Source organism: Pokkaliibacter plantistimulans, assembly GCF_003194385.1.
Taxonomy (GTDB): Bacteria; Pseudomonadota; Gammaproteobacteria; order Pseudomonadales; family Balneatricaceae; genus Pokkaliibacter; species Pokkaliibacter plantistimulans.
This window is the reverse complement of sequence record NZ_LAPT01000044.1, coordinates 33,904-58,518: the sequence shown is the minus strand read 5'-3', so window position 1 is coordinate 58,518 and position 24,615 is coordinate 33,904. Positions and strand designations below refer to the sequence as shown.

Annotated in this window: 25 protein-coding genes; 14 read left to right on the top strand and 11 right to left on the bottom strand. The window is 54.8% G+C overall.

Translation table 11 applies throughout. From position 1 onward, the window contains the following. Positions 1-236: 236 nt before the first annotated feature. The 5 genes from ccoG to ccoN all read right to left on the bottom strand — a co-directional run bounded on the left by ccoG (position 237) and on the right by ccoN (position 4,993). Positions 237-1,640, bottom strand: coding sequence for a cytochrome c oxidase accessory protein CcoG (ccoG, locus tag WH50_RS10635; RefSeq protein WP_110187278.1), 1,404 nt, complete (start codon positions 1,638-1,640; stop codon positions 237-239). A gap of 209 nt (positions 1,641-1,849) precedes the next feature. Next, positions 1,850-2,737, bottom strand: a complete 888-nt coding sequence (gene ccoP, locus WH50_RS10630; RefSeq protein WP_110187277.1) for a cytochrome-c oxidase, cbb3-type subunit III — start codon at positions 2,735-2,737, stop codon at positions 1,850-1,852. Continuing rightward, positions 2,734-2,937, bottom strand: coding sequence for a cbb3-type cytochrome oxidase subunit 3 (locus tag WH50_RS10625; RefSeq protein WP_104154191.1), 204 nt, complete (start codon positions 2,935-2,937; stop codon positions 2,734-2,736). Before WH50_RS10625 ends, ccoP begins: the two co-directional genes overlap by 4 nt. Before the next feature lie 4 nt (positions 2,938-2,941). Next, on the bottom strand, positions 2,942-3,553 hold the full coding sequence (gene ccoO / locus WH50_RS10620) for a cytochrome-c oxidase, cbb3-type subunit II (RefSeq protein ID WP_412053227.1): 612 nt from the start codon (positions 3,551-3,553) through the stop codon (positions 2,942-2,944). A 12-nt stretch (positions 3,554-3,565) separates the two neighbouring features. Next, positions 3,566-4,993 (bottom strand): cytochrome-c oxidase, cbb3-type subunit I, encoded by a 1,428-nt coding sequence (gene ccoN / locus WH50_RS10615; RefSeq protein WP_110187276.1) that lies wholly within the window; start codon positions 4,991-4,993, stop codon positions 3,566-3,568. Positions 4,994-5,384: 391 nt separating this feature from the next. Between ccoN and WH50_RS10610 the strand changes: the two genes are divergently transcribed. The 5 genes from WH50_RS10610 (at position 5,385) to WH50_RS10590 (ending at position 9,271) form a co-directional block, all read left to right on the top strand. Then, positions 5,385-5,975, top strand: a complete 591-nt coding sequence (locus WH50_RS10610; protein ID WP_110187275.1) for an alpha/beta fold hydrolase — start codon at positions 5,385-5,387, stop codon at positions 5,973-5,975. 35 nt (positions 5,976-6,010) lie between these two features. Continuing rightward, positions 6,011-7,114, top strand: a complete 1,104-nt coding sequence (rlmM, locus tag WH50_RS10605; protein ID WP_110187274.1) for a 23S rRNA (cytidine(2498)-2'-O)-methyltransferase RlmM — start codon at positions 6,011-6,013, stop codon at positions 7,112-7,114. A gap of 259 nt (positions 7,115-7,373) precedes the next feature. Then, a complete protein-coding gene (gene tusA / locus WH50_RS10600; protein WP_412053325.1) occupies positions 7,374-7,613 on the top strand; it encodes a sulfurtransferase TusA in 240 nt (79 codons plus the stop codon). A gap of 141 nt (positions 7,614-7,754) precedes the next feature. Next, positions 7,755-8,708: a ProQ/FINO family protein gene (locus WH50_RS10595; RefSeq protein ID WP_110187273.1), complete on the top strand. Its 954-nt coding sequence runs from the start codon at positions 7,755-7,757 to the stop codon at positions 8,706-8,708. Beyond that, positions 8,705-9,271: an LOG family protein gene (locus tag WH50_RS10590; protein WP_110187272.1), complete on the top strand. Its 567-nt coding sequence runs from the start codon at positions 8,705-8,707 to the stop codon at positions 9,269-9,271. The genes WH50_RS10595 and WH50_RS10590 overlap by 4 nt, the downstream gene beginning before the upstream one ends. On the opposite strand, the gene WH50_RS10585 is transcribed toward WH50_RS10590, so the two are convergent. The 6 genes from WH50_RS10585 to WH50_RS10560 all read right to left on the bottom strand — a co-directional run bounded on the left by WH50_RS10585 (position 9,259) and on the right by WH50_RS10560 (position 14,449). After that, positions 9,259-10,422 carry a DUF3080 family protein gene (locus tag WH50_RS10585; protein WP_110187271.1) on the bottom strand — a complete coding sequence of 388 codons (1,164 nt, stop codon included), beginning with the start codon at positions 10,420-10,422 and terminating at the stop codon, positions 9,259-9,261. The two genes, WH50_RS10590 and WH50_RS10585, sit on opposite strands and share 13 nt — an antisense overlap. Beyond that, complete coding sequence (locus WH50_RS10580) at positions 10,394-11,794, bottom strand: MATE family efflux transporter (RefSeq protein WP_110187270.1); 1,401 nt, start codon at positions 11,792-11,794, stop codon at positions 10,394-10,396. Before WH50_RS10580 ends, WH50_RS10585 begins: the two co-directional genes overlap by 29 nt. A 310-nt stretch (positions 11,795-12,104) precedes the next feature. Next, positions 12,105-12,566 (bottom strand): copper chaperone PCu(A)C, encoded by a 462-nt coding sequence (locus WH50_RS10575; protein ID WP_243410074.1) that lies wholly within the window; start codon positions 12,564-12,566, stop codon positions 12,105-12,107. A gap of 55 nt (positions 12,567-12,621) precedes the next feature. After that, the gene (locus WH50_RS10570) at positions 12,622-13,128 is read right to left on the bottom strand and encodes an SCO family protein (protein WP_165838386.1); all 507 of its coding nucleotides are present in this window, start codon (positions 13,126-13,128) and stop codon (positions 12,622-12,624) included. Positions 13,129-13,229: 101 nt separating this feature from the next. Next, positions 13,230-13,775, bottom strand: coding sequence for a hypothetical protein (locus tag WH50_RS10565; RefSeq protein WP_133251300.1), 546 nt, complete (start codon positions 13,773-13,775; stop codon positions 13,230-13,232). 110 nt (positions 13,776-13,885) lie between these two features. Further along, complete coding sequence (locus tag WH50_RS10560; protein WP_133251299.1) at positions 13,886-14,449, bottom strand: HAD family hydrolase; 564 nt, start codon at positions 14,447-14,449, stop codon at positions 13,886-13,888. 599 nt (positions 14,450-15,048) lie between these two features. On the opposite strand from WH50_RS10560, the gene WH50_RS10550 reads away from it, so the two are divergent. The 9 genes from WH50_RS10550 to dbpA all read left to right on the top strand — a co-directional run bounded on the left by WH50_RS10550 (position 15,049) and on the right by dbpA (position 24,550). Next, a complete protein-coding gene (locus tag WH50_RS10550; RefSeq protein ID WP_110187265.1) occupies positions 15,049-15,930 on the top strand; it encodes an NAD(+) kinase in 882 nt (293 codons plus the stop codon). Beyond that, a complete protein-coding gene (locus WH50_RS10545; RefSeq protein ID WP_243410072.1) occupies positions 15,902-16,930 on the top strand; it encodes a metallophosphoesterase in 1,029 nt (342 codons plus the stop codon). Before WH50_RS10550 ends, WH50_RS10545 begins: the two co-directional genes overlap by 29 nt. Beyond that, positions 16,927-17,565, top strand: a complete 639-nt coding sequence (locus tag WH50_RS10540; RefSeq protein ID WP_110187263.1) for a rhomboid family intramembrane serine protease — start codon at positions 16,927-16,929, stop codon at positions 17,563-17,565. The genes WH50_RS10545 and WH50_RS10540 overlap by 4 nt, the downstream gene beginning before the upstream one ends. 109 nt (positions 17,566-17,674) lie before the next feature. Next, the gene (locus WH50_RS10535; RefSeq protein ID WP_110187262.1) at positions 17,675-17,950 is read left to right on the top strand and encodes a YeaC family protein; all 276 of its coding nucleotides are present in this window, start codon (positions 17,675-17,677) and stop codon (positions 17,948-17,950) included. After that, complete coding sequence (locus tag WH50_RS10530) at positions 17,950-18,894, top strand: DUF2797 domain-containing protein (RefSeq protein ID WP_165838385.1); 945 nt, start codon at positions 17,950-17,952, stop codon at positions 18,892-18,894. Before WH50_RS10535 ends, WH50_RS10530 begins: the two co-directional genes overlap by 1 nt. Positions 18,895-19,051: 157 nt before the next feature. Further along, positions 19,052-21,661, top strand: coding sequence for an aminopeptidase N (pepN, locus tag WH50_RS10525; protein ID WP_110187261.1), 2,610 nt, complete (start codon positions 19,052-19,054; stop codon positions 21,659-21,661). Positions 21,662-21,789: 128 nt separating this feature from the next. Then, a complete protein-coding gene (locus WH50_RS10520; RefSeq protein ID WP_110187260.1) occupies positions 21,790-22,179 on the top strand; it encodes a hypothetical protein in 390 nt (129 codons plus the stop codon). After that, positions 22,160-23,023, top strand: coding sequence for an AlbA family DNA-binding domain-containing protein (locus WH50_RS10515; RefSeq protein ID WP_165838384.1), 864 nt, complete (start codon positions 22,160-22,162; stop codon positions 23,021-23,023). The genes WH50_RS10520 and WH50_RS10515 overlap by 20 nt, the downstream gene beginning before the upstream one ends. A gap of 123 nt (positions 23,024-23,146) precedes the next feature. Continuing rightward, positions 23,147-24,550: an ATP-dependent RNA helicase DbpA gene (gene dbpA, locus WH50_RS10510; RefSeq protein WP_110187258.1), complete on the top strand. Its 1,404-nt coding sequence runs from the start codon at positions 23,147-23,149 to the stop codon at positions 24,548-24,550. Positions 24,551-24,615: the final 65 nt, after the last annotated feature.

The following is a 24,615-nucleotide window of genomic DNA, read 5'->3' as shown; positions in this document are numbered from 1 at the left end:
TACGACGCCCTACGCTAACAAGTTGTTGAAAATCTATCTGCGTTGCCGATGAACGTCCAAAAAACAAGCGCACAGCCCAAGGCTGAACGTGCTTTAGTACGGCCCCGAAGGGGCGAGCAAAGCGAGTCAAATGCTCATTTAGTCCACTAAACTCCGCTTTTTCGCCTGTTTCTTGTGCCCTCGGGGTATTTCCTTGTCTCTGCTGCCTCGATAACGTTTTTCAACAGCCTGTTAGGTTATTGCACCGGCCCGATAAAACGGTTGGTGACCTCAATATGATCATCCGCATCGTCGGCTTTAATGATGAACTGAACATCAAAGCTGGCGGGTGACAGTTTCTTCTCTGCCGCCACCAGCTGAACGTTGTGAGTCAGCACCTCGCTGGGCTGCAGTGTAACGCGGTTACCACCCAGCAGTTCGAGTCTCGCCGGTGCCGTGATGCTGATGGTATAGCTATGCGTCTGCTGTGACTTATTGGCTATGCGCAGCTCATACAAGTTCTGGATGCGCTGGTCCGGCGTCAGGGTATAGAGCTGCTGACGGTCACGCATGATGTCCAGCTCCAGTGGCACACGCGTACCGATGGTGTAAAGAAATGCCCCTGTCATCACCAGCAGCGCGACGCCATAACCGATCAGACGAGGTCGCAGTATATGAGTCTGGCCGCCCTCAAGCTGGTGTTCCGTAGTATAGCGGATCAAGCCCTTGGCATAGCCCATGCGGCTCATGATGTCGTCACAGACATCAACGCAGGCGGCACAACCAATGCATTCGTACTGCAGACCGTTGCGAATATCGATACCGGTGGGGCAGACATGAACGCAGCTGTCGCAGTCGATACAGTCACCAAGGTTGACGCTTTTGGGGTCAATATTACGCTTGCGGCTACCTCGCGGCTCTCCGCGGGCTGCATCATAGGAAACGATCAGCGTGTCACGGTCAAACATCACACTCTGGAAGCGGGCATAGGGGCACATGTAGATGCATACCTGCTCACGGAGCCAGCCAGCATTGCCGTAGGTAGCGAGGGTGAAAAACAGCAGCCACCAGCTTTCCCAGGGGCCGAGGTGAAAATGCAGGATATTGGGTAACAGTTCGCGAACAGGGGTGAAGTAACCAAGAAAAGCAAAAGCCGTACCCAGGGAAATCAGCAGCCAAAGTACATGCTTGGCCAGTTTTTTGCGGAACTTGTTGAGTGACCAATGCTGCTTATCCAGCTTCATGCGCTGATTGCGATCGCCTTCAGTGACTTTCTCCACCCACATGAACATCCACGTCCAGACGCTCTGAGGGCAGGAGTAGCCACACCAGAGACGGCCGGCAAAGACGGTGACGAAGAACAGGGTGAAGGCGAGGATGATCAGTAGCCACGACAGCAGAATAAAGTCCTGTGGAAACAGGGTGACGCCAAAAATATGAAACTGGCGATTGGGCAGATCAAAGTGGACAGCCTGCTGTCCGTCCCAGGTCAGCCACGATACCCCGAAAAAACCGATCAGCAGTGCCCATCCTGCTACCATACGCAAATTACGGAACAACCCGGTAAAAGCTTTGGTGTAGATATGCGTGCGTTTGGCGTACAGGTCGACGATCTCGACGTCGGGCTGGGGAGAGATGTCTTTGACGGGGATCTTGCTCATCAGCTGCTCACCATTGACAGTGTGTGCACAGTGCGCCCGATGGTGTTGCGGTTTGTTGGGCGTCTGCGGTCATCTTGGAATGATGCGTGAATTATAGTGGTAAAGCCTTGATCTGGCGGGGGAGTTGGCTGTCTCCAGAGCATAAAGTAAAGGCGGCATGATCTGCGTCATGCCGCCTTTACATCTGGGCTCAGGCTATGTACCAGATGTCATTTGTGCGACAGGCTGTACACGTAGGCGGTCAGCAGTTTGATCTTGTCGGCTGACAGCAGGTCTTTGTGTGCAGGCATGGCACCTGCACGACCGTTACGCAGCGTTTGCGTAATATCGGCAAAGCTGCCGCCATACAGCCAGATGTTGTCGGTCAGGTTTGGTGCTCCCAGCGCCTGCTGGCCTTTACCATCTGGTCCATGACAGGCTGTACAGAGCGCCTGGAAATTAGCCTGACCACGTGCGGCCGCATCGGTATTGTGTGGCTGGCCAGAGAGACTCAGCACATAGTTGGCCACATCCTCAATACCGTCTTCACCCAGTGCATCTCCCCAGGCGGGCATACCACCGGTACGACCGTTGGTGATGGTCGCCAGAATAGTGTCAGGGGCGCCACCATACAGCCAGTCATTGTCACCCAGGTTCGGGAAGCCATGGCCACCCTGTGCCTGTGAGCCATGGCAGACGGCGCAGTTGTTGAGAAACAGCCGCTGTCCCATTTGTACAGCGACCGGATTCTTTGCCGCTTCCTCTATGGGAAGCGCTGCATATTTTTCAAAGACAGGCTTGTAGTGCTCATCGGCATAGGCCATTTCGGTGTTGTACTGGCCTTTGGAAGACCAGCCCAGCAAACCCTGAAAGTTACCCAGACCGGGGTAGAGCATCAGATACACCAGACCGAACACGATGGTGATGACGAACAGGTTGAACCACCAGCGCGGCAGGGGGTTGTCATACTCTTCGATGCCATCAAATTCGTGCCCCAGCGTTTGCTCGGTGGCTTCCTTGTACTTCTCACTCTTGCGGGTTTGGATCACCAGGGCGAAACAGCCGAGGATGACCGCCAGGGTAATTAACGTGACCCCTACGCTCAGTACCAGATTCATTGTTTGTTCTCCCGCTTGTGGGGTTGTGCAGTATCGACCTGTGATGAAGGCTGCTCTTCATCATCCTCAGCAAAAGGCAGGTTGGCAGCTTCATTGAAGCCCTTGCTGCGCTTGGGATTGGCTACCCAGATGAAGAGGCCGATAAAGGTGATCAGCATGATCACGGATACCCAGGGCCGAAACGCTAGTAAATATTCCATGGTGCTATCGCTTGTTGGACTTGGTGGTGCCCAACTGCTGCAGATAAGCGACGACGGCGTCGATTTCCTTGTGACCTTTGACTTCATCACGGGCGGTTGCAATCTGGTCATCGGTGTAAGGCACGCCGAGTTTGCGCAGAGCGTCCATCTTGGCTTCGGTATCACGGCCAGTCAGCTCATTCTCAAACAGCCAGGGGTAGGCCGGCATGACTGACTCAGGCACGACGTCACGCGGGTTGTACAGGTGCGCGCGGTGCCAGTCATCACTGTAGCGCTTACCAACCCGGGCGAGGTCCGGGCCGGTGCGTTTTGAACCCCATAGGAAAGGGTGGTCGTAGACAAACTCATTGGCTTCACTGAAAGCGCCATAGCGTTCAGTCTCTGCACGCAGCGGGCGGATCATCTGTGAATGGCAGTTGTTGCAGCCTTCACGGATATAAATGTCACGACCTTCCAATGCCAGCGGTGGCAGTGGCTTGATACCTGGGCCGGGCTGGGTGGTTTCCTTGAGGAAGAACAGCGGTACGTTCTCTACCAGGGTGCCGCCGCTGATGACCAGAATGATGAGCAGCGCCATCAGGCCAATATTACGTTCTATCGTATCGTGCTTGATCATGATGCCGGCTCCTTAGGCGATCTGCGCGGCGGTGGCCAGCGGTACGGTGCTGTTGCGTCGTGCGGTTTGCCAGACGTTGTAGGCCATCAGCAACATACCAGCGAGGAAGAAAGCTCCGCCCAGTGCACGTACCATGTAACCCCCATGGCTGGCGCTGACGGCTTCCACAAAACTGTAGGTGAGGGTGCCGTCTTCATTGACTGCACGCCACATCAACCCCTGCATGATGCCGTTCACCCACATGGCGCAGATGTAGAGCACGGTGCCTATTGTTGCCAGCCAGAAGTGGGTATTGATCAGGTTGGTGCTCCACATCTGGGCGCGACCAAATACCTTGGGAATCAGGTGGTAGAGCGAACCGATGGAGATCATGGCGACCCAGCCTAGGGCGCCTGCATGTACGTGGCCGATGGTCCAGTCAGTGTAGTGAGACAGGGCGTTGACGGTCTTGATTGACATCATCGGTCCTTCGAAGGTGGACATGCCATAGAAGGACAGTGACACCACCAGGAAGCGCAGAATCGGGTCTGTGCGCAGTTTGTGCCAGGCACCGGAGAGCGTCATCATGCCGTTGATCATGCCTCCCCAGGAGGGCGCGATCAGAATCAGTGACATGATCATTGCGACTGACTGTGTCCAGTCTGGTAAGGCGGTGTAGTGCAGATGGTGGCCACCCGCCCAGATGTAGGTGGCGATCAGTGCCCAGAAGTGAACGATGGACAGGCGGTAGGAGTAGATGGGTCGCCCCGCCTGTTTGGGGACGAAGTAATACATCATGCCGAGGAAGCCGGCTGTCAGGAAGAAGCCTACGGCGTTGTGGCCATACCACCACTGCACCATGGCATCAATGGTACCGGCGTAGAGGGAGTAGGACTTCCACATGGTGACGGGGATTTCCATGCTGTTGACGATATGCAGCACGGCTACGGTGATGATAAAGGCCATAAAAAACCAGTTACCTACATAAATGTGGCTGGTTTTGCGGGTGGCGACAGTGCCGAGGAAAACGATGGCATAGCAGACCCAGACGATGGTGATGGCAATATCGATGGGCCACTCCAGCTCAGCGTATTCCTTGGAGCTGGTCAGCCCGAGCGGCAGGGTGATGGCAGCAGCGACGATAATGGCCTGCCAGCCCCAGAAGGTGAAAGTGGCCAGCGTGTCAGAGAACAGGCGAGTCTGGCAGGTACGCTGAACAACATAGTAGGACGTGGCAAAGAGGGCGGAGCCACCGAAGGCGAAGATCACAGCGTTTGTGTGTAACGGTCGTAAGCGACCAAAACTGGTCCAGGGCAGGTTGAAGTTCAATTGTGGCCAGACCAGTTGGGATGCGATCAGCACCCCGATTGCCATACCGACGATACCCCACACCACCGTCATAATGGCGAACTGGCGCACTACCTTATAGTTATAAGTAGTGTGTTCAGTTGCTGTGTTCATGTCAGACTCTCATCAGCAGCTTGCTAATTAATGGAAAGGAATTGATAGAAATTGTCGGTAATTATTAGAAAGGAAATGGGTTTTTTCAAACCGACACAGATCAAATAAGGCGCATTTAAGTATTTATATGAAGGACCGGACTTGATTGCAGTTGAGATGCTGATAATAAGCTTTAAAGATTGTAATCGATTGATATTAAAGAATTATTTGTTATTTTCTTGGGCTTTTTTACAGGGCGTTTTGCCATCAGCATGGCTAAAATGTGCACCTTGGCTTCTTTCGGGGTGAGGATGGATTTGCTATCTATTTGATTTGGGTCAATTTTGTTTCTACGCTGAAATTTTTTTGAAAATCAATCAGGTTTTCCATTCGCGGACACAAAGAATTGGCAATGCAGTATTCAATTTTGTTAATGCATGGCTCTGGTGCCGGCCACAGTAGCCGTTTTATGAGTGATTGGGCGCAGTTACTGGAAGCGGCTGGCGTGAAAGTCCATCGGGTGACCTTCCCTTATATGCAGGCGATTGAGCGCAGTGGTCGTAAACGGCCACCAGAGCGGTTCAATGTCCTGTGTGACGTTGTCGAAGAGCATATTCATGAGCTGGCTAATGCCAATGAGCCTCTGCTGCTGGCGGGGAAGTCGCTTGGTGGGCGTGTCGCCATGGCCTGTCGTGATCTGGCAAGGGTAAAAGGGGCCGTTGCTTTTGGCTATCCCTTCCATCCACCCGCCAAACCCTTGCAGGTTCGTATGGCTCCGCTGGTAGAATGCAGCGCACCGGGTTTGATCCTGCAGGGCGAGCGTGACCCTTTCGGTAAAGTAGCCGAAGTGCAGGCGTACACCATGCCTTCGTGGGTAAGCGTGCAATGGCTGGCAGGGGCGGATCATGATTTCACGACCCTCAAGTCGTTTGGTCAGTCACAGCATCAGGTGCTGGAGACAGCCACCAGTGCAATGCTGCAATGGATGGCAACACTGAAATAAACCTTTTTGTTATTAATGACTGTCAGGCTGGTTGAATGGCTTTGGAATTGAATCATTTACTGCTGCTTTGTCGTGCTGGTTTCGAGCGCGAATGTGCTGTGGAAATACAGGAACGTGCAGCCGTTGTTGGTGTCTACGGTTTTCCCCGCTTCAAAGGCGAAAGCGGCTATGTCGAGTTCGTCTGTCAGCAAGCCAATGGTGCCGTGCAAATCATGCAGCGCATTGACTGGCGCTCGCTGGTTTTCACTCGCCAGTGGGCAGCCTGCATTGCGCCGTTGACCGATATTCCACGCAACGACCGGGTCGGTTTTTTCCTGCAGCATCTGGATGGCTTCCCGCAGTGTGGTGAAGTGTGGATAGAGGCTGCTGACAGTGAAGTGGGTTCCGGTCTGCAGGGGCTGTGCCGCAAACTGGTGCCGCCGCTGGCAGCCGCTTTGCGCAAGGCGGGTGTGTTGACTGCAAAGCGCGACACACAGCTTGAGCGGCTGTATATCGGCTGGATGAATGAGAGCCAGGTGTTCATCGGTCTGGCTGATCCCCATCTGGCTTCACCCTGGCCTCAGGGAGTCATGCGTCTGAAGTTTCCTCCTGCTGCGCCGAGTCGTTCAACTTTGAAGCTTGAAGAAGCCTGGCTGTTCTTCCTCTCAGAGGAGGCCAGAACGGCCATGCTAAAACCGGGTATGAAAGCCGTCGATCTGGGGGCTTCTCCGGGTGGCTGGACATGGCAGCTGGCCAATCGATATATGAAAACCACGTCGGTCGATAACGGCCCTATGGATGACGCTTTGATGGCAGGTGGCATGGTTACCCACGTTGAAGGGGATGGCTTCACCTATGTGCCTGAGCGCCCGGTTGACTGGATGGTCTGTGATATCGCCGACAAGCCTGCCCGGGTCATCGATCTGATGACTAAATGGATCACCCGTGGCTGGTGTCGCTACACCGTATTCAACCTCAAGCTGCCTATGCAGAAACGCTACACTACCTACCAGCAGTGCCTGGAAGTGTTGCAGACCGGGTGTGCGGAGGCTGAGCTGAATGTGCATATCGAGGCTCGCCATCTTTATCATGATCGTGAAGAAATCACGTTGTTCGTCTGTCGTGACGAAGACTGGCGGCGTGTGAATGGCCTCAGCTGACGACAGCGGTGGCTTGTACACTGTGCCATCCGGTCAGTCATGCTAGAATGCCCGGCCTGATATGGGGCTCCTGATTTGCTGCGCATTGGACACTCTGGAGTGAAAAGATCGTTTGGTTTATGTGTTTACCTGAGGTAAACACTGCTACCTTCGTTCTTTATACCTTGCAGAGTGTCAGCGAGCCGGGCCCGAACAGTTTTTAACGTCTGCCGGCGTTGTTGTAGTGTTATCGAAGTGGGTGCACTTGGCACCAGGAGTTGTGAAGTCCGTGTCTGATTACGATCACTTTTTGGATACCAAAGGCCTTAATTGTCCAGAGCCGGTGATGTTGTTGCACAAGACGGTACGGGGCATGGAGGCTGGCCAGCTGGTAAAGGTCGAGGCCACTGATCCCTCTACGACGCGTGATATTCCCAAGTTCTGCCAGTTTTTAGGTCATGAGTTGATTGATCAGTCGCAGCAGGATGATCTGTACTGCTATGTGATTCGCAAAGGCTGACAGCGGAACCGCAACACGGATCAATTTTCACAACCCGCTGGGTCTGAGTGTTGACCGGTTGCAGTAATACGCTTGCTAGATGTAGTTCCTGGGTCCACATAACTGGATGCAGGCATAAGTTCTGACCAGGAGAATTTTCCCATGGCTGGATTGGATACAGCCCCCACCAACCTAGTGCAACTGCTCACCTCGTTGGAGGCCAAGTTTGAAAGGCAACTGGCCAGCCTGGAGCAGGCAAGAGAACGTATTCGCGAGTTAGAGGCTGAAAATCAGCGGTTGCAGGCAGCGTTAGAGGTTGCCAGTAGTGCGAAAGCAGAAAAGGTAGCAGTGCCCCCGTCAGAACCTCTCAGTGAACCCTCTCAGTCTGTGGCTGCCACATGGGAGCTGAGTGAAGAAAGTGATGTGGCATCTGCGGATGAGAATCAGGCTGAGGAGTCTTTAGTCGCTCAGGATGAGATGGTTGAGTTACCCGAGGCGGACTCGCATTTCTCTATCGATGATCAGGCCGCTGCACTCCCAGAAGAGGAAGAAGAGTCGTTATCGGAAGCGTCGTCAGCCAGTGATATTGAAAAGGCGGCCCCTGCAGAGCCGGCGCCTGCTCAGGATGCCACTTCTGGTAACAGCCGTAACCAGCGCAAGAACAAGGCCGCCAACCGGGCGGCAGTGCAATGGTTGATGGATTCCTTCCCTCTGGCGTTCAGTCGCCAGCATCCCAAGCCTCTGCAAATTGGTATACAGCAGTCGATGATGGAGCGGATGCCTGGCATGGAAGGCAAGATCAAGCGTGGTCTGGCATCTTACACGCGTTCACCGGCTTATTTGCGCTGCGTGCAGGCGGGCAAGTCACGGGTGGATATCGATGGTAAGGAAGCTGGCATTGTTGAAGAGCGTGATGCTCAGCACGCGCGTGAACAATACAACAGTCTCTATGGCAATCGCCGTCCTGAAGGCCAGAATGAGCGCCGGAATAACAGGCAGGATCAGGGGCGAAAGCCTGCCAGAGTAAATCGCAATGCTGATGAGGTGGCTCAAAACCGTTCAGCCGCGCGACTGGAAGAGAAACTTCATCAACTGGTTGGGAAACATCTCTCATGAGGGAAAACGCTGCCCCCACGGCCTGGCTGACGGTCTATTGTGCTTCTCGTCTGGGTAAGCATGAGGCCTATGCCGAAGCCACTCGACGTTTGGCAACGCTAATGTTGGAGCGCAACATTGGTCTGGTCTACGGCGGTTCACGCATCGGCCTGATGGGGCTGATTGCCGATACCCTGATCGAGGGGGGTGGCAGCGTGCACGGCATCATGCCGACACATCTGCTCAATGCGGAAGTTAACCATCCTGGCCTGACGACCTTTGAGGAAGTGGCCGACATGACTGAGCGCAAGCGACGCATGCTGGCACTGGGCGATGCCTGTCTGGCGTTGCCCGGCGGTCTGGGCACGCTGGAAGAGCTGTTTGAAGTGTGGTCATGGCGGCAGCTGGATTTGCACAGGAAGCCAATCGGTCTGCTTAATGCTGCGGGCTACTATGATGGTCTGATCGGGTTTATGCAGCACACCGTCGATGTGGGTTTGACCCGATCCGAAGCCGCAGCCCACTGTCTCAATGCTGCTGAGCCTGAGCAACTGTTGCCACAACTACTGCCTCAGTGCTTCTGACCGGGCATCAGCCCACATTGGCTCAGCAATGTCTGCCAGGCGTTGGTATGACGCTGCTGAGCCAGCAAATAGGCCTGCCAGAGACTGGTGGGCCTGTTGCTCCTCATCTCACCCTGTCCCAGCTCTGCCACACCTCGTGCTCCCTCCCACAGTTGAACCTGATAGCGTTGCAGTGCTGCAGGTAATGGTGCTGCCAGCTGGTTAAGCGTCATCCAGCGCTGGCGCCATGCTTGTGCCTGCTGATACACCTGTGCCAGATAAGGCTGCACACCGCTGGCGTAGTAGCGGTTGAAGACGTTCTGGGCAATCTTGCCGGTTTCGCCGGGCTGTTGCCGATAGCATACGGGTCGGTTATTCAGCCGTGTTTTAATCAGGCTGGCATTGTCATTCAGCTGGTTAGTGATCAGTTGCAGGCTTTGCAGCAGGCGAGCGCCAAAGTCGCTGTGATGTAAGGTTGCCAGCGCCTCTTCCAGCTCAGCAGAGTTGAGCATCATGAGATAGATCCCTTCTTTTTCAGCTAGTTGTGTCTGTCTGGCCGCATAAATCAGGGTATCGAGTGCCGTCAGACTGGCCTGAAAGCCTTGATCGCTGCCATCGTCCTGGCCGGTCCTTGCCATGGGCTGCAGAGGTAGGGCCGAACGGGAGAACTGCTTTTCGGTCTCTTCGCTGTTGTAGATCAGGTCAATCAGCCCGTGCCGCAGATCTTGCCGTTTGGTATTGAGCACCTGCTGCAACTGCTGGCGGAAGTCCGTGAGGTCAGGGTTGGTATCGTCCAGTGACGGCAGGCACTGGCTGGCCATGGCGATAAAATGCAACTCGTACAGATAGCGCTGGCTGAAAGGGGCCACTTTCCCCAGAATCGAGTTTCGCTCGGCAATCAGGTCGAGCATATTGCAGTGTCGGAAGGCGAGTACGTCGATCACGCCTTCACGTATATCAGGGTGAGTTTGCAGGCGCTCCCGGCGAGGGGGATAGCTGGGTAAGGTAACGGATGATGGGGTGATGTCATCGATGTCAACCTCCAGCGGTCGCTCTATGCGCTGCTGGAAGTCGGTCAACAGGTCGCTGGCCGACTGCTCAATACAGCCGCCCAGCAAGGCAATGCTGATCAGTGGTAGGAGCCTAAGACAACGACCGTTGAATCGCCGCATGGCTTACCTTCTGCAGGCGTAGCAACAGCAGTAGTGCCGCAACCGTCAGACCGGCAATCAGCGCCCACCAGAAACCGGGAGCACCCATCGGGGCGTGTGGCAGGAGGTCACCCAATGCCAGCTGCCACCCCAGGGGCAAACCGATGCACCAGTACGCCACACACGTCAGTAGCATGGGCATGCGTGTGTCCTTGTACCCACGCAGAGCCCCGGCCACGCTGACCTGAGTGGCATCAGAGAACTGGAACAGTGCAGCAAGCAGCATAAGCTCGGTCGCAACCCGAATAACACCACCATCATTGCTGTACAGCGAGGCAATCTGTTCCCCGCAATAGCGCATCAGCAAGCAGCTGATCAGGGCACAGCTGAGTGTCAGAATCAGCCCGGTGAAGGCGCGAAAACGGGCCACCTCCGGCTGACCAGCACCCAGAGCCTGCCCCACCCGAATAGTGATGGCCATGGCGATGCTGAGGGGGAACATAAAGCTCATAGAGGTAAAGTTGAGCGTTATCTGATGGCCAGATACCACAGTGGCTCCCAGCGGGGTCAGCAACAGGGCGATAGTGGCAAACATGCTGGATTCCATGAAGATGGCCAGCCCGATGGGCACGCCCAGCTTCATCAGATCAGCAATGGTACGCATTCTGGGCCACTCGAAATGGTTGAGCAGTTTGAAGTAGCCATAGCGTGGCGAGCGACTGATGTAGCCAAGCATTGTCAGTAGCATGATCCACATCACGATACCCGTGGCCCATCCACAGCCAGCGCCGCCCATGGCTGGAATACCGAAACCACCGTAGATAAACAGGTAGTTCAGTGGTGCGTTACAGATCAGCCCGATAATGGCAATAAGCATGGCGGGGCGAGTGTGGCCCATGCCTTCGCAGAGATAACGCAGCACCTGATACATGGCAATGGCCGGTACTCCGACGGCTACACCATTGAGATAGACCTGCGTCTGGTACTGCAGATCGGTATCGCCCTCCATAAAATAACCAAGCAGGGGGCTGGCATTCAGCAACAGCAGCATCGCCAACGCCCCGATCAATACCGATAACCACAGTGCCTGCCGGACCATCGGGGCAATGTCGTCATGACGTTCTGCGCCGAACAGATGGGAGACATTGGCGGTAGTAGCCAGCAGCGTGCCGATAATAAACAGGAACATCGGTACCCATACGCTGGAGCCAACTGCCACGGCTGCCAGATCCTGCGGGCTGACGGCACCCGCCATCAGCGTATCAACGAAGGACATGCCGGTCTGTGCCAGCTGGCCGCCAATAATGGGCAGAGCCAGGACCATCAGCGCCTTCAGTTCGCTTCGTCGAGACAGGGGAGGTGTAGCAGGAGCAATGGTGACAGACGACGCCATAAGCATTCTCGGTTGGATAGGCACGGATAAACAAGCGGACCACAGTATAGCTAACTCAGCTGCTACGCACTGCAGTTAGATGCACCAGAATTGCGCAACCTTGATTAGGGTTTTTAATGCCACTCATAAGGCATGAGGGCAGAGGCGTAGCTGACAGCTGGAACCAGCGGCTATGGAAAGCATTGCAGGGGCGTTGGCAGAGGGGAAGCGAAAAGCAGTGTAGGGTCAGAAGCAGTGCATTGGCCGTCGGGGAGACGCCGCCACAAGCGCTGGGCGACGTTGCCAGAGTGTGCGTAATACAGGCTGGCGATCAGCCACCCATGTTCATGCCTTCCATCACCATCTTGACCGGAACTTCCACTTTCACCGGTTGTGTCTGACCTTCAATGGTCAGTTCCAGCTCGACCTGCTGACCTTCTTGCAAAGGGTGTTTCAACTGCATCAGCATCACGTGATAACCACCGGGTTTAAGCTGTATTTCACCCTTCGCCGGAATGGTGATGCCTTCCACATGGCGCATTTCCATCATGCCGTTGTTATTGGTGTGGTTGTGCAGCTCCGCTACCCCTGCCGATGAGCTGGAGACTGACGTCACAGTGACCGGCTGATCGGCGCTGTTGTGCAGCGTCATGAAGGCCGCACTGTTACTGGCGCCGGGCGGCGTAGCGCGAGCATAGCCATCCGTCACGGTGACGTCTGCCATAGCAAGGGAGCTGAGACTCAGCAACAGAGCCATACCTGACAGGCGGGAGATGATCGTGCTTGCTTTCATGGGGTGCTCTCGTTGAGGTGAAATGTGTGTGGTCATGCGCCGGGGTGGCGGTGCATTACAACAATGCCTGAATACTGTTCTTGATCTGGTCGGGCGTACTGCCGTGGTGTATGGCCTTGCTGAGTACTCCGTCCTTGTTGATCAGATACAGACTGGAGGTGTGGTCCATGGCGTAGCCCATAGCGGAGTCTTTCAGCTCAACCCGGCGATAGAAGGCACCGTACTGACGCGCCAGGGCTTGTAACTGATTATCCTGGCCGGTAATGCCGATCATGGTGGGGTAAAAGAAGCGTGAGTAATCCGCCAGTTTCTGCAGGTTATCGCGTTCAGGATCGACACTGACGAAAATGCCTTGAACATCGTTCTGTTCATCCTTGGGCAAAAGGCGGATGGCCTGACCCAGTGTTGCCAGAGAGGTGGGGCATACATCAGGGCAGGAGGTGTAGCCGAAGTAAAGCACAACGACCTTACCTTTGAAGTTGGATAACGATACTGGGCCATCGATGCCTTGCAAGGTGAAATCTCCGCCAAGGTTGCCGTATTCACCTTTGGGTCGGCTCATGACATAGGCTTCATAGCCAATGGCGGCAGAAACTATACACAGAAGAATGAGAAAAACGACCCAGAATCCGTTGATTTTGCCTGGTGCCTGGTTATTTGCTGTCATTGAGGAGCCTTGAATTCAACTGCTGCCTTGAACGTTTGATTGCCGCTGGTGGCGGTAATCAGTGCCTGCCATACCATGGTGCCTGTTGTGCAGGCTGGGACGACAATATTTCCGCTAAACAGACTGCCACCTGATGTACTGGACCGTTCGTCATCCGCTGCTTGTCTAACCGCCTCGGAGTGATTGAGGCCCATATACATATCGCGCCCCTGCAGATCCATTTCAACCCTGTCGACTGGCCAGCCGGAAGATACACGGATGACAAAGGGAACCGGTTCAGTCAGCGCAATATGTGAGGAGGCCAGCCTGAAACTCATCGTCTTCGCGCTGTCTTTCAGCTGGAATGAACATTCCTGTTCGCCCGCAGCTAGCTGACAAACCGGTGCATTCAGCGTGGTGTCGCCATTGTGTGTTGACAGCCAGCGTGAGCCAAACAGCGTTACCAGCAACAAGAAAGCTGCACCAGTAATACCGATCAGCGCACGAGGCAGTGGCGCCTTGCTCTCAGCTGTCATGCCTGACATCACGCTGGATGATCTCATGGGTAAAACGACCCGCAGTGTACGTGGTAAGGCAAGACAGCGGGATGAGACAAAATGTCGCACCCTGCTGAAAGACGCCATGTTGGGTCGGTTTCATCGTTAAACGCGGACTACAGGAAGCGTTGGCATTCTGACAACTGGAATACCCGCTCAATGGGTTCCTCAGTCTGGTTCCAGGGACGGTCCATTAGCACCAGATGGCGCACGTTATCGGTTTTCTCACGGACATTCATGATGTGGCGCAGATGGTCATCCACATAGAGGTGAACATTCCCCAGCTGGCGAATGTAGTCAGATTTGCATTCCACAGGCGTGCAGATGTGCAGTTCATCCACCTTTAATTGATAACGCTCGAAGTAGGCCCAGGTATGCAGATCCGCATCAGGGTGCCAGCCGCGTGCTGTCAAGGCGACAACGCGGTAGCCTGCATCCCGGCAGAGATTGATAAAGGGGGCCGCATCGGGCTCGGGGTCGACCTGATTGATGATGTCGTGGCTGTTGAACACATCCATGATGTCTTCGTGAGTCATCTCAAAGCGTAGACGCAGGTCGTATTCGCTCCAGTGCTGCCAGTGGATATCTTTGCCTGACGCAGCACGCATGGCTTCATAAACCTTTTCGCGGGTGATGGTAAGGACGTCATCGATATCCAGCACAACAACTTTGGACGACATGGTATAAGCCTCACTGACTAGGGCGGATGCAGGCCGCATGATGCCAAAATTCTGATACATGCACAAAAAATAGACCTGCTGGTCAGGTGTTCTATGTGCCTGTCAAAGCGAAGGTTCAACCATGTTGGTACAGGTTCTGCAGACGAGAGTACGTGTTACATTCACCATGATGCTTGCGTTGGTTTGGAGAGCGAGGCGAGAAAAAGAAAAGCCTCTGCCAGGGGAGGAAGAGGCTGTGATTGCAAGAGGTGTCTGCTTGAACTTCAGGCAATGCGTCCCTGATTGCTCTTTGGTGAAGTATCTTCAGCACGAAAGTGACGATACTCCAGAGCGGGTAGTGCCTCTGTGATACAGATCAATAAAGCCTGTATTGGTCACGAACGTCTTTTTACCTTGCTTATATGAGCCAGTATCCCTCTGCGGAAACCGTGAGCATGAGCAGGATGGCTGCTAAATTAAGTGTTGCTGGTTACGGGCAGGCAGCAGGGGGCTTTGGGGTTGCTGAACACCCGCTTAGGCAGTAGTGTGTGGCGGTTTTTCTGGGGTTGATGCTTCATCGCGGCAGGGTGGATGCCCTCAGGCACAGGTAAGAGGCAGGTATGGAACAGTTTCACAATGTAGGTCTGATCGGCCGCCTGGGAAGCCCTCAGGTGATCGACACCGTCAGACGCTTATCGCGCTTTCTGCAGCAGCAGGGATTAAACCCGATACTGGAAGAGAGTATTGCCTCGGTCATGCCCGGTCACAATCAACAGGTGGCGGGTATGAAAATCATGGGTGAGATCACTGATCTGGTCGTCGTTGTCGGCGGTGATGGTTCGCTGCTCGGCGCCGCGCGTGCGCTGGCCAAACACGGTGTGCCAGTAGTGGGTGTCAACCGCGGGCGTCTGGGCTTTCTGACGGACATTTCGCCGGATGAAGTCGAAGAGAAAATGATGGATGTGCTGGCGGGTCGCTATACCTCGGAAAGCCGCTTTCTTATCGGTGCGCAGGTACGACGTAAAGACGAAGTCATCGGCGAGGGTATTGGCCTGAACGATGTCATTCTGCATCCCGGCAAGTCAACGCGTATGATTGCCTTCGACCTCTATATCGATGGCCAGTTTGTCTATCACCAGCGCTCCGATGGCCTGATTATCTCAACGCCCACTGGCTCGACAGCGTATTCCCTTTCCGGTGGTGGGCCCATCATGCATCCCAAGCTGGATGCCATTGTCATCGTGCCCATGTTCCCCCACACCCTGAGCAGTCGCCCTATCGTGGTAGACGGTAACGCCGAGCTGAAAATTGTCGTCAGTGAAAAGAACGCGACCTATCCCCATATAAGCTGCGACGGTCAGATTCATATCAACTGTGCACCGGGCGACGTGATTCGTATCCACAAGCGGCCGCACAAACTGCGTCTGATTCATCCGGTCAACTACAACTTCTATGATACCTGTCGGAACAAACTTGGATGGACTGCCGATCAGGGAGGGTGATGTGGGGCTACAGCAGGATTCCTCAGGCTTCGATCTGATCGGTGATGTACATGGTTGTGCCAATACCCTGGTGCGGCTGTTAAAAAAACTGGGCTACCGTCAGTGTGACGGTGTGTTCAGGCATCCCCAGCGCAAAGCGATTTTCCTCGGTGATATTGTTGACCGTGGTCCGCGTATCCGTGAGGCGCTGCATATCGTCAAGAATATGGTCGACGCAGGCGAGGCGCGGATGGTCATGGGTAACCATGAATACAACGCCATCTGTTATTGCACTCATACTGATAAGGGGCCGGGAAAGCAGCCGCTGCGCGAGCATAATGCTCGTCACGAGCGAATGATTCGTGAAACCCTGGCGCAGTTCGCGCTGTATCAGCATGAGTGGGATACGTTCCTGCAGTGGTTTATGACCTTGCCGCTGTTCATTGAGGAAACCCACTTTCGGGTGGTGCATGCCTGTTGGGACGAAGCGCTGATACGACGTTTTGCAGAGCGCTGCCCGAACGGCGTGATGGATCATGAGTTTCTGCTGCGCTCAGTGACGCCGGGCAGTTTCGAGTTTGACGTGGCAGAGCGCCTGATGCGTGGTACCGATCTGCGCTTGCCGGACGGGCGCTTTATCTCCAGCCGCGACGGTGTGCATCGCCGCTTCTTTCGTACCAGCTACTGGCTGGACAACCCGCAGACATACGGCGAGGTGCTGTTTCAGCCGGACCCCCTGCCAGAAGACATCGCCGTCATGCCAATAAGCAGTCATGACCGTGCCAGACTGCTCTATTACGGAGCAGAACATCCGCCGCTGTTTATCGGCCACTACTGGCGGGAAGGGCACCCTGCACCGCTGACCAACAATATCGCCTGCCTGGACTACAGTGCCGTCAAATACGGCAAGCTGGTGGCGTATCGTATGGACACCGAGCATCGCATTCATCCTGGTAAATTTGTCTGGGTTGATGTCAAACCCAACGATACTGAGCTGCAAGAGGTTCCCATTAGTTTATGAATGGCTTTCTGCGTCTGTGGAGACAGTTGCCCGTTACCATCAGTGTGCTGTTGCTGGCTCTGGCGATCACTTTGCTGACAGGGATGGGTGACTATACCGAGACTTTTTTCTGGTTCACCATTGTGCCGGTTCACATCTTGGGTAATCAGGCTTTCGCAGGGACGTTGCAGCTGACGCTGGAGTCAGGCCAGTGGTGGCGTCTGCTGACGCCAATGTTTCTGCACTTCAGCTTGCTGCATATCGTTTTCAATAGTCTGTGGATTTGGGAGTCGGGTAAACGCCTGGAGCCTGCTTTTGGTCGTATCTGGCTGTTACTGGCGATAGCTGGCGTTGGCGTTATCTCGAATCTGGCACAGTACTGGGCTGGTGTGGTGATGTTTGGTGGTTTGTCTGGTGTCGTGTATGGCTTGCTGGGTTTTATCTGGTTGTGGGATCGTCTGCGCCCTGTGCAGTCATTGAATATGCCTCCAGCTCTTTTTGGCTTCATGATTTTCTGGCTGGTATTAGGCTATCTGGATGTTCCCGCTTCACTGGGGATGGGGCAAGTGGGGAACGAGGCTCATCTGGCAGGTCTGTGCAGTGGCTTGCTACTAGCCTTCGGCACTCACTTGCTCCGTCCACAGAGCGTGCGATAACGACAGCCTGACCACCTTTGCCGGTATGGCTGAGGAAGTATTGTTCCAAACCTACTTGAAAGTAGTCAAAACTCGTGGCGATCTGGCCAGAGTAATAAAGGTAATATCGATGGATTATGAATCGCTGGTGCGGTCGATGACCCCCGAAATCTATGAAAACCTCAAGCGTGCTGTTGAACTGGGCAAGTGGCCTAATGGTCAGCGCCTTACTGAAGAGCAGCGCAGCCTGTGCCTGGAGGCCATCATTACCTGGAGTGAAGTGAACCTGCCAGAAAGCGAGCGTATCGGTTTTATCGACCGCACTCGTGCCGATGGCACCCAGCATGGTTCAGACCCGCTCGCCGCATTGGGCAAGAAAGATCCTAGCCTAATCATCAAACACTGATGACCGGGGATCTGTTTATTGCAGCACCAGCGGGTGCTGAGGCTAATGGCATCGGGCACAGCGCCGTTTCCATATCGCCAGAGTGGTCTATTCTGGCACAGGGCAATCTGCGCAAGATGGCTGCCGAGCTGGCAGCAGACGGCAGTGGCGCAGTGACCTACAGCCTGCATCTGCGCAATCAGGGTGATGCCAGTGCAACGCCGCTGTTGATGTCGTCGTTGCTGGGCCGCGAAGTAAAGCTGCGTTTTACGGGGGCGATTCACTGCGTAGAGTGCGGACGGCTGACCCGCAAAAGCTTTAATCAGGGGTACTGCTATCCCTGTTTTAGCCGTCTGGCCAGTTGTGATACCTGCATGATGGATCCGGTGACCTGTCACTACGATCAGGGAACCTGTCGGGAGCCGGAGTGGGCGGAGTCGGTCTGCATGAATGACCACTTCGTTTACCTTTCCAATACCTCAGCCACCAAAGTGGGCATCACCCGCTACAGTCAGCTGCCTACCCGATGGCTGGATCAGGGGGCCTCCTGGGCCTTGCCGATCATGCGAACACGCACTCGTCATCAGGCCGGATGTGTAGAGGCACTGCTGCGTACCTGTATGAGTGACCGCACTGCCTGGCAACGCATGCTCAAAGGCGAGCCAGAAGAGGTTGATCTGCAGGTGTTGCGAGATGAGCTGTTCGAGCGCTTTGCTACCGAGTTGAATGGCCTGAGTCAGCGTTTCGGGCTGCAGTCCTTACAACCTGTAACAGATGTGCAGACAGCCCATATTCGCTATCCGGTGTTAAGGTATCCCGACAAGATCAAAGCGCTGAATCTGGATAAGACAGCTGAAATCAGCGGCACCCTGCTGGGCATTAAAGGCCAGTACTGGCTGCTGGATACCGGTGTCATCAATATCCGCAAGTTCACTGCCTACGAGGTGCAGATCGCGGTCAGATAACGCGGGCATTTTCTGCTCAGGTCATCAGGCGGTAAACGGCCTGACATGCTGTGCTGCTATGTAGTCAGATGCCATGTCGTTACAAGCAACGCAGTGCGTGAGCGATTTTTGCAAGATACCGAATTCAATAAGAATCAGGATTACGGAGAGGTAAATAATGAGTCAGGATAACGCCAAAACAGTTTATCTGAAGGATTACCAGCCGCCTGCATTCAGTGTGGAAAGTGTCGAGCTGACGTTCTCCCTGTTCGAGGAGCAGTGTCAGGTTCGCAGCAATCTGCATATAAAACGTCAGCACCCCGGGCAACTGGTACTCAATGGTGGGCAGCATGCCGAGGTGTTGCGTGTTGAGGTCAACGGAGAGCTGTTGCATGAGTCTGGCTATCGGGTGAGTGGTGAAGACTGGGTTATCGAAGCGGTGCCCGATGAAGCGACCCTGACTGTCCTGACCCAGTTGCAGCCGCAGAACAACACCACGCTCGAAGGCTTGTACAAATCCAGCAGCATGTATTGCACTCAGTGTGAGGCGGAAGGCTTCCGTCAGATTACGCTCTATCCCGACCGTCCCGATGTCATGAGTGTGTTCACCACGCGTATCGAGGCCGACAAGGCGCTGTATCCGGTGTTGCTGTCCAACGGTAATCTGGTGGAGCAGGGTGAGCTGGAAAATGGCCGTCACTTTGCTGTATGGCATGACCCTTTCCGCAAGCCGAGCTATCTGTTTGCCCTTGTGGCTGGAGATCTGCAACACATCGAAGACAGCTTCACCACCATGAGCGGGCGTGCGGTGACACTGCGTCTGTACACCGAAGCCAGGAACATCAGCAAGACAGAATTTGCCATGGGCGCGCTGCAGCGCTCAATGAAGTGGGACGAGGAAGCCTACGGTCGTGAGTACGATCTGGACCTGTTCAATATCGTCGCGGTTGATGACTTCAACATGGGTGCGATGGAGAACAAAAGTCTCAATATCTTCAACTCTTCCTGTGTGCTGGCCCGTGCCGATACCACGACTGATGCCGGTTTTCAGCGTATTGAAGCCATCGTCGCCCACGAATACTTCCACAACTGGTCCGGCAACCGTGTGACTTGCCGAGACTGGTTCCAGCTCAGTCTGAAAGAGGGCTTCACGGTATTCCGTGACAGTCAGTTTTCTTCCGATATGGGCTCAGCAGCCGTCAAACGTATTGAGGATGTGACCCTGTTGCGTACGGCACAGTTTGCCGAGGATGCAGGCCCGACCTCCCATCCTGTACGCCCTGATAACTACATGGAAATTTCCAACTTCTACACCCTGACCATCTATGAGAAAGGCGCAGAAGTGGTACGCATGATCCACACGCTGCTGGGTGCGGAGCTGTTCCGTCAGGGCAGTGATCTGTACTTTGAGCGCTTTGATGGCCAGGCCGTTACCTGTGATGACTTCGTGCGCTGCATGGAAGAAGTCAGTGGTCGTGACCTGACCCAGTTCATGCGCTGGTACACGCAGGCGGGCACACCGCGCCTGCAGGTGACTGATGAGTATGATGCCGCGACAGGGACCTACTATCTGGATGTCCGCCAGAGCTGCCCGGCCACTCCCGGTCAGGAGCAGAAATTGCCATTCCATATTCCACTGGCTGTTGGCCTGCTGTACCCCGATGGCACCGAGCATCACCTGCAGGGGGACTCTACCCTGGTGCTGGATGTCACCGAAGCGGAACAGCGCTTCATGTTCAAAGGTATCACCCAGCGACCGATTCCCAGCCTGCTGCGCGGATTCTCTGCACCAGTGAAACTGGACTATCCCTATAGTCGCGAGGAGTTGAGCTTCCTGATGAGCCACGATACCGATGGCTTCAATCGCTGGGAAGCGGGTCAGCGTCTGGCTATGGCTATCCTGCAGGAGCAGATTGGCGCGATTCAGGCAGGCGAAGAGTTAGAGGTTGATCCGGCGCTGATCGCAGCGTTTGAGCGGGTGCTGGACGATACCGATCTGGACTATGCCGTGGCCGCCAAGGTGCTGACACTGCCTAGCGAGGCTTATCTGGCTGAGAATGCCCAGGTTATCGACGTGGAGGCCATTCATCAGGCCCGTCGCCGGGTACGGAAAGTACTTGCCGATGCACTCTGTGCGCGTTTCCGTGAGCGTTACCATGCTACCGAACCGGATGGTGTCTATGCCTTCCACGGATCGTCTATCGGTCAGCGTGCGTTGAACAATCTGTGTCTCGGTTACCTGCTGGCGACCGAGCGTGAAGAGGCGCTGGAGCTGGTGCGGCAGCAATACGCTGAAGCTGATAACATGACTGACAGCATGGGAGCCCTGGCCGCTGTGGTGCACAGTCCGTTCACCACAGTGGCTGATGAACTGCTGGAGCAGTTCTACGGGCGCTGGAGTGAGGATGCGCTGGTCGTCAACCAGTGGTTGTCACTCCAGGCGTCGGTAGCGGGGGAGGGAACGCTGGCCAAGGTACAGAGTCTGTTACAGCATGCAGCCTTCGACTGGCGTAACCCTAACAAGGTCCGCTCGGTGCTTGGGGCTTACGGCCAGAGTTCGGTCGGTTTCCACCGCGCTGACGGTGCTGGCTATGAGTTCCTGGCGGATCAGGTGATCCATCTTGACCCGATGAATCCACAACTGGCATCACGTATGGTGACGCCATTGACCCGCTGGCGCCGGTATCCGGCTGCACGTCAGGCGCAGATGCGTGCAGCGCTGGAGCGTATTGCGGCACAGCCGTTATCCAAGGATGTATACGAAATCGTAAGTAAGAGTCTGGCCTGAGATGAGTAAAGGAGCAGGCTTTTCAGCGTGCTCCTTTGGTTTCATCTTGGACTATGTTTGTAAGGTGAGCCTGAATTGAGCGGCTCGCTCTGTGCAAAAAAGTCTGTCCATGTAGATAAGGACCTTTTATGGAATTTATGCTTAATCCTGAAGACAAGTATGCGTTACAGCAGCAATATCGCCGCGCTGTGTCGTTCAATGACCGGCTGGCTGAAGCCGAAGCGGCGCACAAGCATGCCAGCGAAGGGCGCTGGTGGATTATGGGTTTCATTGCTGTGCTGTTCGCATTTCATTCTGATGTGTTTCTGGGAATGAGCCTGGCTTTCTTCTTCGTACATTTCTTTGTGTTGTTCCGCGAAAAGATGGCACTGGGGCGCCTTCGTGAGCGGAAGACCGAGATTGACTGGTGGTTTCACCGCAAAGGGCTGAATTTAGTGGGACAGCAATTGTTCAGCGAGCGAGATGCCCGTCGCAGTACCCCGCTGGACCCCTTCAACGATGTCCACTACAGCGCCTGATAGCAACCAAGTCAGTCTTCGCCCGCTGTCGCGGCAAGAGTTTCGCGGCATCAGCCGAAGAGCCAGGCACCTGTTGTCCATGCCGGAAGGTAGCGGTGTGGACTTCAAGCGTGACCTGAGTGGAATTAAAAGCCATTTGCTGGTGGCATTCGCCAATTCAGCGGAGGGTGGTGCATTGCTGGTGGGCGTGGAAGAGTACACCACTACCAGCGGTGTGCAACGCGGCCGGGTGGTTGGCTGCCCGGTTGATGATGATGCACGGCTGCTGATCCTGAACAAGGCTTCCGACTGCATACCTAACATCGACATTCAAATTTATGTTGAAAACCTGTCAACCAGGCCCTTCCTGCGTATTGAAATTCCCTCCGGCAAGCACAAGCCTTACTGCACCCAGAAAGGTGAGTACACCACGCGAACTGATGCGCGAACCCGTGCGCTCTACCCCGACGAGTTACTGAATCTGTTTATGGATCGTGAGGGCGAGTTGTTTCTGTCGCGCTTTCGCGAGGCTGCGACCCGTCTTGAGCAGACATTGCAGGGCATCAGCTATTCACTGGGGCAGGACTTGCCTGATATCAGCACTCATCTGATCAGTCTGGATCAGCAGCTGCTCAATCTGAACAGTCAGCTGGGGCAGGCGGAGACCGCTCTCAAACATATGTTTGATTCCAACCAGAATCATTCAGACTCTCTGGCCGAGTTGCTCAGCGTTCATTGCACTAACCTGAGTGAGCTGAGGCAGCTGGGAAAAGCCTATCTGAAGGCAGAAGTGACCCACCAGAAACGTCTGCTGGAGCTGGAAAAGCTCATTCAGCAAATGTTGAGGGCTGAGGTCACTGAATAGCGCACTCCACGTCTGTGGGCCTGGCCAAATAAATTGCTGACTGCTTCAAACAGCGGATAGCTGCAATCTCTGCTAAACTGTGCGGCCCGGCCAGCACGGCCAATCAATTTAAGGTTTTTCTCCATGACTTCCTCTACGCCACCGACCGAAAGCCAGGCATTCGCTTCACTGTCGTTGCCGGATTCAATGCTCGATAACCTGGCCAATCTTGGCTTTGAGCAGATGACGCCGGTGCAGGCAGCCAGCCTGCCAGCCTCGCTGGACGGCAAGGATGTGATTGCCAAGGCGAAAACCGGTAGTGGTAAGACCCTGGCGTTTGCTCTGCCTATGCTGACTCGCCTTGACCCTGCAATGTACGCGGTACAGGGGCTGGTGTTGTGTCCAACGCGCGAGCTGGCCGATCAGGTCGCAAAAGAAGTGCGCAAACTGGCGCGTTTTCTGCCCAATATCAAAGTACTGACACTGTGTGGTGGTATGCCTATCGGCCCACAGATCGGCTCACTGGAGCACGGTGCGCATATAGTGGTCGGTACTCCGGGACGTATCGAAGACCATTTGCGTAAACAGACGCTGGATCTTAGCCGGGTCAATACTCTGGTGCTGGATGAAGCTGACCGTATGCTGGACATGGGCTTCTTTGACAGTATCAGCAATATCATCAGTAAGACGCCGGGCAGTCGCCAAAGCCTGCTGTTCTCTGCCACCTACCCAGACTCCATCGCCACTCTGAGCTATGACTTCATGCGTGAGCCGGTGACGGTGGAAATTGATACCCAGCATACGCAGACGGTCATACGGCAACGTGTCATCCAGGTCGAAAAGGATCAGCGTGATGAGGTGCTGGTGGGGCTGCTGAGTCATTATCAGCCAGCCTCCTGCGTGGTGTTCTGTAACACCCGTCAGAGCAGTGAGGCGGTCACCGATATTCTGCGTGCCTATGGTTTTTCAGCGCTGGCCTTGCATGGTGACAAGGAGCAAAAGGAGCGGGACCTGATACTTGCCCGCTTTGCCAATCGCAGCTGTTCCATTCTGGTGGCGACCGATGTAGCTGCCCGTGGTCTGGATGTGGATGATGTCGAGGCCGTAATCAACTATGAAATGACCCGTGATGCCGAGGTTCATGTCCACCGTAGTGGCCGTACCGGACGAGCTGGTCGTGAAGGTCTGGTCATTAACCTGCTGACTGCCAGTGAAGCCCACAAACTGGATGGAATTCAGAAAGAGCTGAACGTGGAACTGACCGTTGAGCCCTGTGCCAAATGGCTGTCCATTCCACTGGCGCCCTACAAGGCACCGATGGTCAGCCTGCAGCTGGACGGCGGTCGTAAAAACAAAGTTCGACCCGGCGACATTCTGGGAGCGCTGACGGGGGCGATAGGTCTGCAGGGAAGTCAGGTGGGTAAAATTGCCATCTTTGATTTCCACGCTTTGGTGGCGGTGGAGTTTGATGCGTCTCGCCGGGCTCTGGATGGCCTGAGTGAAGGCAAGATCAAGGGGCGTTCATTCAGGGTGCGGCGCCTGCGTTAATAGCAACCTGACGTAATTAAATGACTGTCCCGGCCTTGAGCCGGGACAGTCATTTATGAAGCTTT

Bases quoted from the DNA above. Each gene is read 5' to 3' on its own strand.
- WH50_RS10550 (WP_110187265.1), top strand. From the start codon at position 15,049: ATGGAACAGTTTCACAATGTAGGTCTGATCGGCCGCCTGGGAAGCCCT.
- WH50_RS10575 (WP_243410074.1), bottom strand. From the start codon at position 12,566: ATGAAAGCAAGCACGATCATCTCCCGCCTGTCAGGTATGGCTCTGTTG.
- ccoO (WP_412053227.1), bottom strand. From the start codon at position 3,553: ATGATCAAGCACGATACGATAGAACGTAATATTGGCCTGATGGCGCTG.
- WH50_RS10595 (WP_110187273.1), top strand. From the start codon at position 7,755: ATGGCTGGATTGGATACAGCCCCCACCAACCTAGTGCAACTGCTCACC.
- WH50_RS10520 (WP_110187260.1), top strand. From the start codon at position 21,790: ATGGAATTTATGCTTAATCCTGAAGACAAGTATGCGTTACAGCAGCAA.
- pepN (WP_110187261.1), top strand. From the start codon at position 19,052: ATGAGTCAGGATAACGCCAAAACAGTTTATCTGAAGGATTACCAGCCG.
- WH50_RS10530 (WP_165838385.1), top strand. From the start codon at position 17,950: ATGACCGGGGATCTGTTTATTGCAGCACCAGCGGGTGCTGAGGCTAAT.
- ccoP (WP_110187277.1), bottom strand. From the start codon at position 2,737: ATGAATCTGGTACTGAGCGTAGGGGTCACGTTAATTACCCTGGCGGTC.
- WH50_RS10535 (WP_110187262.1), top strand. From the start codon at position 17,675: ATGGATTATGAATCGCTGGTGCGGTCGATGACCCCCGAAATCTATGAA.
- ccoG (WP_110187278.1), bottom strand. From the start codon at position 1,640: ATGAGCAAGATCCCCGTCAAAGACATCTCTCCCCAGCCCGACGTCGAG.
- WH50_RS10565 (WP_133251300.1), bottom strand. From the start codon at position 13,775: ATGAGATCATCCAGCGTGATGTCAGGCATGACAGCTGAGAGCAAGGCG.
- WH50_RS10610 (WP_110187275.1), top strand. From the start codon at position 5,385: ATGCAGTATTCAATTTTGTTAATGCATGGCTCTGGTGCCGGCCACAGT.
- WH50_RS10515 (WP_165838384.1), top strand. From the start codon at position 22,160: ATGTCCACTACAGCGCCTGATAGCAACCAAGTCAGTCTTCGCCCGCTG.
- WH50_RS10570 (WP_165838386.1), bottom strand. From the start codon at position 13,128: ATGAGCCGACCCAAAGGTGAATACGGCAACCTTGGCGGAGATTTCACC.
- WH50_RS10585 (WP_110187271.1), bottom strand. From the start codon at position 10,422: ATGCGGCGATTCAACGGTCGTTGTCTTAGGCTCCTACCACTGATCAGC.
- WH50_RS10560 (WP_133251299.1), bottom strand. From the start codon at position 14,449: ATGTCGTCCAAAGTTGTTGTGCTGGATATCGATGACGTCCTTACCATC.
- WH50_RS10590 (WP_110187272.1), top strand. From the start codon at position 8,705: ATGAGGGAAAACGCTGCCCCCACGGCCTGGCTGACGGTCTATTGTGCT.
- WH50_RS10580 (WP_110187270.1), bottom strand. From the start codon at position 11,794: ATGGCGTCGTCTGTCACCATTGCTCCTGCTACACCTCCCCTGTCTCGA.
- WH50_RS10540 (WP_110187263.1), top strand. From the start codon at position 16,927: ATGAATGGCTTTCTGCGTCTGTGGAGACAGTTGCCCGTTACCATCAGT.
- rlmM (WP_110187274.1), top strand. From the start codon at position 6,011: ATGGCTTTGGAATTGAATCATTTACTGCTGCTTTGTCGTGCTGGTTTC.
- WH50_RS10625 (WP_104154191.1), bottom strand. From the start codon at position 2,937: ATGGAATATTTACTAGCGTTTCGGCCCTGGGTATCCGTGATCATGCTG.
- dbpA (WP_110187258.1), top strand. From the start codon at position 23,147: ATGACTTCCTCTACGCCACCGACCGAAAGCCAGGCATTCGCTTCACTG.
- ccoN (WP_110187276.1), bottom strand. From the start codon at position 4,993: ATGAACACAGCAACTGAACACACTACTTATAACTATAAGGTAGTGCGC.